This is a genomic window from Actinophytocola sp., assembly GCF_035634895.1.
Lineage (GTDB): Bacteria > Actinomycetota > Actinomycetes > Mycobacteriales > Pseudonocardiaceae > Actinophytocola.
This window is the reverse complement of the sequence record NZ_DASQCC010000153.1, coordinates 111,523-119,072: the sequence shown is the minus strand read 5'-3', so window position 1 is coordinate 119,072 and position 7,550 is coordinate 111,523. Positions and strand designations below refer to the sequence as shown.

Genomic DNA, 7,550 nt, shown 5'->3' with positions numbered 1-7,550 from the left:
GACCGGGTGCCCGACCAGAGCATCGCGGCAGACCGGCTGTCCAGCAGGGACTGGTGGCAGGGGCCGAGGTTGTTCCTCGTGGTCGACGACTACCAGCTGTTCGGCGCGGGCATCGGCACCGGTGCGCCGCTGGAACCACTGCTGCCGCTCGTGGCACAGGGCGTCCACATCGGACTGCACATCGTGGTCGCGCGGAGCACCTCTGGCGCGATGCGTGCGCTGACGGACCCGGTGGTGCGACGCATGTGGGAGCTCGGCGCGCCCGGCGTGCTGTTCTCCTACCCCAGGGAGGAAGGGAAGTTCCTCGGTGAGGCGGCGCCGCGCAAGCTGCCGCCCGGTCGCGCCCAGCTCGTCACCCGGCGCGGCGTCAAGCTCATCCAGACCGCGGCGACCGACGCGGACGCCCAGCACGGCGTCCTGCTCGCGGACAGCCTGCGATGACCCGGAAGGGAACGACCATGTCCAACGCGTTGAACACCGCACCCGCCACCGACCTGTGCCGGATCACCGTGCACGGGCCGAAGGGCCGGGCCGATCTCGCGGTGCCGGTCACGGTGCCGGTGGCCCGGTTGCTGCCGGTGCTGGTGGCGCGCGCCGGCGAGCCGGACGAGGACGGCACGTGGGTCCTGCAGCGGCTCGGCGGGCCGCCGCTCGAACCGGGGGGCACGCCGGAGTCGCTCGACTGGCGCGACGGTACCGAACTGCACCTGCGGCCGGCCGCGGATCCGCTGCCGGAGCTGGACTTCGACGACGTCGCCGACGGCATGGCGACCGCGCTGGGCCAGCGCGCGGACCGGTGGCGGCCGGAGCTGAACTCCCCGCTGTTCCTGGGGTTCTGCGTGGCGGCGCTGGTCGCGTACGTGATGGCGGTGCTGTCGGCGCCGAGCACGGCGGCGGCGACGGCCGCGGCCGGCGCCGGTGCCGCCGCGTTGTCGAGCGGCGCGCTCGTGGCCGGGGCCCTGCGCCGCGCCAGTGCGACGATCCTGTTGCTGGGCCTGGGTGGCTGTGTGTTCGCCGGGCTCACCGGCGCGGTCGCGGTGGCCGGCCCCGCGGCCGCACTGCAGCTGCGTGCCGAGCCGGTTCTCGCCGGTGGTCTCGCGGCGGCCGCGGCGGCGGTGGCCATGCTCGTCGCCAGGGCGGTGCGCACGCACCCGGCGCCGGCCGCGCCGTTCGGGGTCCTCGCCGTGACCGGGTCGCTGGCCGGCGGCGCGCAGTGGCTGCACACCGGCGTGGGGATGACCCCGCCCCGCGTCGCCGGCGTGCTCTGCGCGGCACTGCTCGTCGTGCTGGTGTTCGCACCGCGGCTGGCGATCCGCATCGCGCGGATCCGCGGCCCGCAGCTGCCGCGCACGGCCGAGGAGCTGCAGTACGACATCGAGCCGCTGCCGGCCGGCACCGTCGTGGCACGGACCGCGGCCGCGGACGGCAACCTGACCGTCGCCGCGGTCAGCGCCGCCGCGGGGTTCGCCTGCTCGTTCCCGCTCCTGGTCGGTGACTCGGTGGCCGCGCGGGTGCTCGCGGCACTGGTCGCCGTGGCCGCGCTGCTGCACGCGCGGACGTTTCTCGGTGTGTGGCAGCGGGTTCCGCTGGCGGGGGCCGGCGGCTTCGGGCTCGTACTGGTCGGGATGTCCACTGTGGACGGTTGGTCGACGGGTGCGTGGGCGGGTTGGCTCCTGCTGCTCGCGCTCGCCTTCGGGATGTCTTTCCTCGCGGTGGTGCGGCCGCCCGGCCGGCGGCTGCTGCCCATCTGGGGGCATCTGGCCAACGGGTTGGAGATCGCGAGCGCCGCGGCCGTGCTCCCGCTGCTGTTGCAGCTGTTCGGTGTGTACGCGCTGGCCAGCGGCGTTGGTGGGTGAGCTGTGCAGACGCAGAAGGACCATGTCGACGCGTACTCGTTCCTCATGGGGCGGATGACGGCGGCGCTGGTGACCGGAGACGCCTCCCACCCGGAGGTGCCGGCGAGGCGGACGTGGACGGGCCTGCTGGTCGGCGCACTGCTGACGGCCCTGATCACCGCGGGGTTCCTGATCTACGGGCTGATCGCGTGAGGAGAACGAGCGACATGAGCAGGACGAACAGGCAACCGCACGCCGAGCTGCGCCGGCACACGGTCGGCAACGCGCTGGTGGTCCACCGGCCGGGGGACATGACGGGTGCGGCGAAGGCGCTGGCGCTGACCGTCGCGGAGGACCCCGAGCACGACCTGGTGGTGGTGGACCTGCCGGCGGGGCTGCCGGCCGCCGTGTGGAGCTCGGTGGCCGCGACACTTCCCCGCGGCCGCCGCGGTGTGCGGTTGGTGGTCGGTGGCAGGGCGCGGGAGACCGCGACGCTGGCCGGCCAGTGGCTCGCGGACCGGTTGCACCGCACGGTGATCGCGCACGACGGCGCCGTGGTCCCCGCGGCCGGCGGCACGCTGTTCGTCCACTCAGGACGGGACAGCGGTTGGGTCCGCTTCGAGCCGGGTCGCACGCCCCGGTGGGAGGCGAAGCGGTTCCCGCGCCCGTCCTGGGACGCCGCGATCACCGCCGAGACCACGCCGACCAGCGCGCTGGGGGTGGCCGAGCCGCTGCCGAGCGGTCTGTGGATCCGCCCGGTCGGCGCCGAGGACCGGCAGCACGAGCAGCGTGCCAGGCTGGTCGAGCTCTCCCCGCAGCAGTCCGACTTCCCGGCGATCGTGCTGGGCAGTCCCGGTGGGCCGGCCCTGTCACTGGACGACGTGACGCGGATCTGGGTGCGGCTGCCGGCACGGGTCCGGTCCAGCGCCCGGTTCATCCACTACGGACCGATGGCGCTGCCGGCCGGCACCGGTCTCGGGCAGGCGCTCGCCGACCTGCTCGACGAGGAGATCGTCTGCTACACGGGCGTTCCGGTCGGGGACGCCGCCGCGCCGGTGGTGCGCGCGGTGCTGCACGACGGCACCTTCGGGTGGGCGCCCTACGCCCGTGAGCTCGCCCACCGGCCGGGAGCGGACCTGCCCGTGGTGGCAAGCCACCGGCCACCGCTGCCCGACCTGCGGCAGCTCGCGCCGACCGTGTACTGGTACGCCCTCGACGCGGTCATCGAGGTGGTGCAGTCGGGCCTGCTGGTCCGCCCGCCGGTCGACGGCCCCCACACGGCCGAGGTCCGTGCGCTGGCGCCGGATCCGACGCGCAACCGCCTGGTCTTCGACGGTCCCGCCGAGCTGGCCGAACGCCTGCGGCTGCTGGCGGAGGACCTGGCCGCGCGGCTCGACCCCGCCGTCCGGCAGGCCACCGTGGTCACGGCCGCGACGGACGAGGTCGACCGCCCGGTCAGCCGTGCCGCCGAGCAGGCACTCGCGAGCCTCGACCCCGCCGAGCCGCCGGCCGTGCGGTCGACCGGTGCGACCGAGGCCCTCCGGGCACCGGCGCCCGCGGTGGCGCCACAGCCGGCGCCGGCCATCGTCACCGCCGTCGACCTCGTGGTCGAGAGGCCCAGCCCGGCCGGCGAGCCCCGAGCGGTGTCCACCACGGGCCCGGGGGAGCCCGCACCGGAGCCGGCGGGCGGAGCGGTGGCGGTTCCCGTACGGCGCACGCGGGTCGCGGCTCAGCCCACGCCGCGACCCGAGGCGGCCGCACTGCTTGCCCCGCACGGCATTGCCGACGAACGCGAGTGGCTCCGCAGGACACTGGCGCAGGAGTACGGCACCCTGGCCAACGCGGTCGCCCGCGTTCTCTCCGAACACCCCGGCCTGCAGGGCAGGTCGTCCACCGACGCCCTCACCGACGCGGTCGCGGTGCGGATCTACCTGTCCGCCGCCGGCGCCGCGATCGACGGGGGACTGCGTGGCGCCACGGTCGGCCCGCACGTCCCGCTGGCCCGCTGTGTGGTGTCCGGCCTGAGCAGGCTGCCGTCCCACCGCGGCGTCGCGACCTTCTCGACCACGGTGGACCGCGCGCAGTGGGACTTCTACCGCGCCCACCCGGCGATCACCGACTGGGGATTCGTCAACGCGTTGACCGGCCCGTGCGCGGACCTGCCCGGGGACACGGACGTCCTCGTGTGGTCGATGACCGCACGCCGGACCCGGCTGCTCGAACCCGACACCGGCGGCGCGGCGGACCGCGTGCTGTTCGTGCCCGGCACCAGCTTCGCGGTCCTGGAGCTCACCGAACCCGCACCCGGCGCCCGCGGCCGGCTCCTCCTGCGGGAGCTGTCCCCCGGCGAGGTGGACGAGACCGGCCGGGTCGCCGCACCCGCGGCGTTGACCGACCTGGCCATGACGTCCCTGCGCCGCACCGACCAGACGTGGGCCGCGGCACCCCGCACGGCCCGGGTCGCGCCGGACGCCGTCGCGCGCTTCGGCGCGTTGCCGGGCCTCGACACCACCGCACAGGAGGCGTGATGAACCGGCAGATGCTGGTGGTGTCCGGCGACCGGCCGGGCGCGTACCCCACGATCGGCGCCGCGCTGGCGGCCGCCCGGCCCGGCGCGACCATCACCGTCGGTTCCGGGCGGTACGAGGAGCGGCTGGTCATCGACCGGCTGGTGACCGTGGTCGCCGACGGCGACGAGGTCGAGCTGCACGGGACGCTGACGGTGAACGCGGACGCCGTGCGGCTCACCGGGTTGCGGCTCACCGGCGCCGGGGACGCCACGCCGGTGGTCGACGTGGTGCGTGGCGAGGCCGCACTCGACGGCTGCCGGGTCAGCGGCGCCGCGTGGACCACGCTGCTCGCCCGCGACCACGGCTCGCTCGCGTTGCGGGACTGCACCGTGCGTGCCAGCGGCGGCGCCGGCGTCGTGGTCGCCGCCTCGGTGACCAGCACGGTGGAGGACAGCACGATCGTCGAGCCGACGTCGTCGGGGATCGTCGTCACCGAGCAGGGTTCGCTGGTGCTGCGCCGGACCACCGTGGTGCGCCCCGGTGGCAACGGGATCTGCGTGGGCGGCGAGGCCCGGGTGACCGCCGAGGGCGTCGAGATCACCGGCGCGGCCAAGCCGGCGATGGTGGTCGAGCAGCAGGCAGGCGCGTCGCTCACCGGTCTGACCGTGCGGGACAGCGCGAACGTCGACCTCCTCCTGACGACCCGGGGCGAGGTCACCGTCCGGGACTCGACGTTCTCCGGCGCACCGGCCCAGGCCGCGCACATCGCGGGCGGGTGCGCCCCGGTGCTGACGAACTGCGTGTTCTCCGGCACCGAGCACATCGCCGTCCGGGTGACCTCCGCCGCCTCGCCGCACCTGGTGGACTGCGTGGTCGACGTCGGCGACAGCGGTACCGGCGTGGACGCGGACGGGGGCAGCGCGCCGCGGCTCGACCGGACCACCGTCCGGGGCTCGACCGGCACGGCCGTGCGGGTGGGGGAGGGGACCGAGCTGCGCGCCACCGGCCTGCGGCTGTCCATGGCGAACGGTTCGGGCGTCGTCGTGGCCGGGCGGTCCGGGCTCCAGCTCACGGACGCACAGCTCGACACGGGCTCGCACCCGGCCGTCGAGGTCACCGGCGCGGCGCGCGCCGGCCTCGTCGACGTCCAGGTGCGGTCCACCGCGCCCGCCGCGATCGCCTTCGCCGGCGCCGGTCCGTCCACGATGGCCTCCACCGCGCTGACCGGCGGCGGTCTCTCGGTCGTCGGCGGTCAGGAGTTCTCGGTGCGGGACACCGAGATCGTCGGCGCGGGTGCCGAGGGGATGCGGTTCGGCGCGGGCGCGGTCGTGGCCGCGACCCGCTGCCGGGTGCGCGACTCCGGCGGCGACGGGATCGCCGTGGCGGCCGGCGCCTCGGTCCGGCTGGTCGAGTGCGAGGTGCGCGGTGCGGCTGGCGACGGCATCCGGCTGGCCGACGAGGACGCGACGACGCTCGTGGGCTGCACCGTCCTCGACAACGCGGGCGGCGACCGGCCGACCGGCGCGGAGCGGACGGCGGAGTTGACGCCGCCTGCCGGGCCGGCCACCGGTGTGCTGGCCGAGCTGGACTCGTTGATCGGGCTCGCCGGGGTGAAGACCGAGGTCACCGGGCTCGTCAACCTGATCAGGATGGCCCAGCGGCGCGAGCAGCTCGGCCTGCCGATGCCGCCGATGAGCCGGCACCTGGTGTTCGCCGGACCGCCCGGCACCGGCAAGACCACCGTCGCCCGCCTCTACGGCAAGGTGCTCGCCGAGCTGGGTGTGCTCGCCAAGGGGCACCTGGTCGAGGTGGCGCGGGCGGACCTGGTGGGGCAGTACGTCGGCTCGACCGCCATCAAGACGACCGAGGTGGTGACCGGCGCCATCGGCGGTGTGCTGTTCGTCGACGAGGCCTACACGCTGACCGCCCAGTCGGGTGGTTCCGGTCCGGACTTCGGCCAGGAGGCCGTCGACACGCTGATGAAGATGATGGAGGACCACCGCGACGAGCTGGTGGTGATCGTCGCCGGCTACTCCGGGCAGATGACGCGGTTCCTGGCCTCCAACCCCGGCCTCGCGTCCCGCTTCACCCGCACCGTCGAGTTCCCGAACTACAGCGTCGACGAGCTGGTGACCATCACGACCGCCCTGTGCCGCAAGCACTACTACGAGCTGACCGACGACGGGCTCGCCGCGCTGCGGCAGTACTTCGAACGGGTGCCACGCACCGACACGTTCGGCAACGGCCGGGTCGCGCGCACCCTGTTCGAGGCCATGGTGAACAGCCAGGCGTCGCGGCTGGCCGCACGACCACCGGCCAAGGACACCGAGCTGAACCGGCTCACCGCCGAGGACCTGGCGGCCGAACTGGCCGCGCTGACCGCCCCCGCGGCGGGCACCGCGCCGGTCACCGCGGACGACCCGGTCGAACAGGTCGAGGCCAGCACCGGCTGGCGGCGGCTGTCGGGCCTGGTCGGCCAGGCGGCGACACGTGGTGCGGTGGGCGCGGCGCTGGTCCGGCTGACCGAGCTCGGCCGAGGGGGCGGGGCGGTCGCACCGGGCGCCAACGCGATCATCTCGGGGCGGCGCGGCTCCGGTCGCGGTGAGGTGGCGCGGATGTACGCACGCACGCTCGCCGAGCTCGACCTGGTTCGCACCGGCGCCGTGGTGCGTGCCGCAGTCGCGACCGACCTGTGCCCGCACTGGCCCGGTCAAGCGGAGAGCCTGGTGCGTGCGGCGTTCGACGAGGCGAGCGGCGGCGTGCTGGTGATCGACGTGGATGGTGACGGGGTGGTCGGGCCGGGCACCGCCGGCATGGACGCGGTGGAGGCCGTCGCCGACTCGATGGCCGCGCGGCCGGCCGATCCGGTGGTGGTGTTGACCGGTGAGCAGGCCCGGCTGGGCGAGCTGTTGTCCGTGCTGCCCCGGCTGCAGACCGGGTTCGCCGAGTCCTGGCAGCTCGACGAGTACACGGTGGACGAACTGGCGGAGGCAGCCGTGCGGTTGCTCCTGCGGCGCGGGCACGAGGTGCCGGACGAGGTCCGCACGGCCATCGCGTCCGCGCTGAGTCCACAGTGGACGCTGTGGGAGGCGCACCAGCTGGCCCGCCGGCTGTCGCGGACCGCGGCGTCACGCACGCTGGCGGCGGCCGACCTGCGGGCCGGCGGCACCACCGCGGCACTACCACTGGCAGAAGTCGGCTGAGG

4 protein-coding genes and 1 pseudogene are annotated in these 7,550 nt (G+C 75.2%); all 5 read left to right on the top strand.

Annotation, left to right across the window (positions count from 1 at the left end):
- Positions 1–441, top strand: a pseudogene (locus tag VET29_RS23400) (secretion protein EccC); the annotation flags it as partial.
- 17 nt (positions 442–458) lie between these two features.
- Entirely contained in the window at positions 459–1,856 is a 1,398-nt protein-coding gene (gene eccD, locus VET29_RS23395) for a type VII secretion integral membrane protein EccD (protein WP_324924015.1), read from the top strand.
- Positions 1,857–1,859: 3 nt separating this feature from the next.
- Positions 1,860–2,048 carry a type VII secretion protein EccB gene (locus VET29_RS23390; RefSeq protein WP_324924013.1) on the top strand — a complete coding sequence of 63 codons (189 nt, stop codon included), beginning with the start codon at positions 1,860–1,862 and terminating at the stop codon, positions 2,046–2,048.
- Positions 2,049–2,062: 14 nt separating this feature from the next.
- Positions 2,063–4,363: a hypothetical protein gene (locus VET29_RS23385; protein ID WP_324924010.1), complete on the top strand. Its 2,301-nt coding sequence runs from the start codon at positions 2,063–2,065 to the stop codon at positions 4,361–4,363.
- Positions 4,363–7,548, top strand: coding sequence for a right-handed parallel beta-helix repeat-containing protein (locus VET29_RS23380; RefSeq protein WP_324924008.1), 3,186 nt, complete (start codon positions 4,363–4,365; stop codon positions 7,546–7,548). The genes VET29_RS23385 and VET29_RS23380 overlap by 1 nt, the downstream gene beginning before the upstream one ends.
- Positions 7,549–7,550: the final 2 nt, after the last annotated feature.

Coding starts and splice junctions, on each gene's coding strand:
- VET29_RS23380 (WP_324924008.1), top strand. CDS start 4,363: ATGAACCGGCAGATGCTGGTGGTGTCCGGCGACCGGCCGGGCGCGTAC.
- VET29_RS23385 (WP_324924010.1), top strand. CDS start 2,063: ATGAGCAGGACGAACAGGCAACCGCACGCCGAGCTGCGCCGGCACACG.
- eccD (WP_324924015.1), top strand. CDS start 459: ATGTCCAACGCGTTGAACACCGCACCCGCCACCGACCTGTGCCGGATC.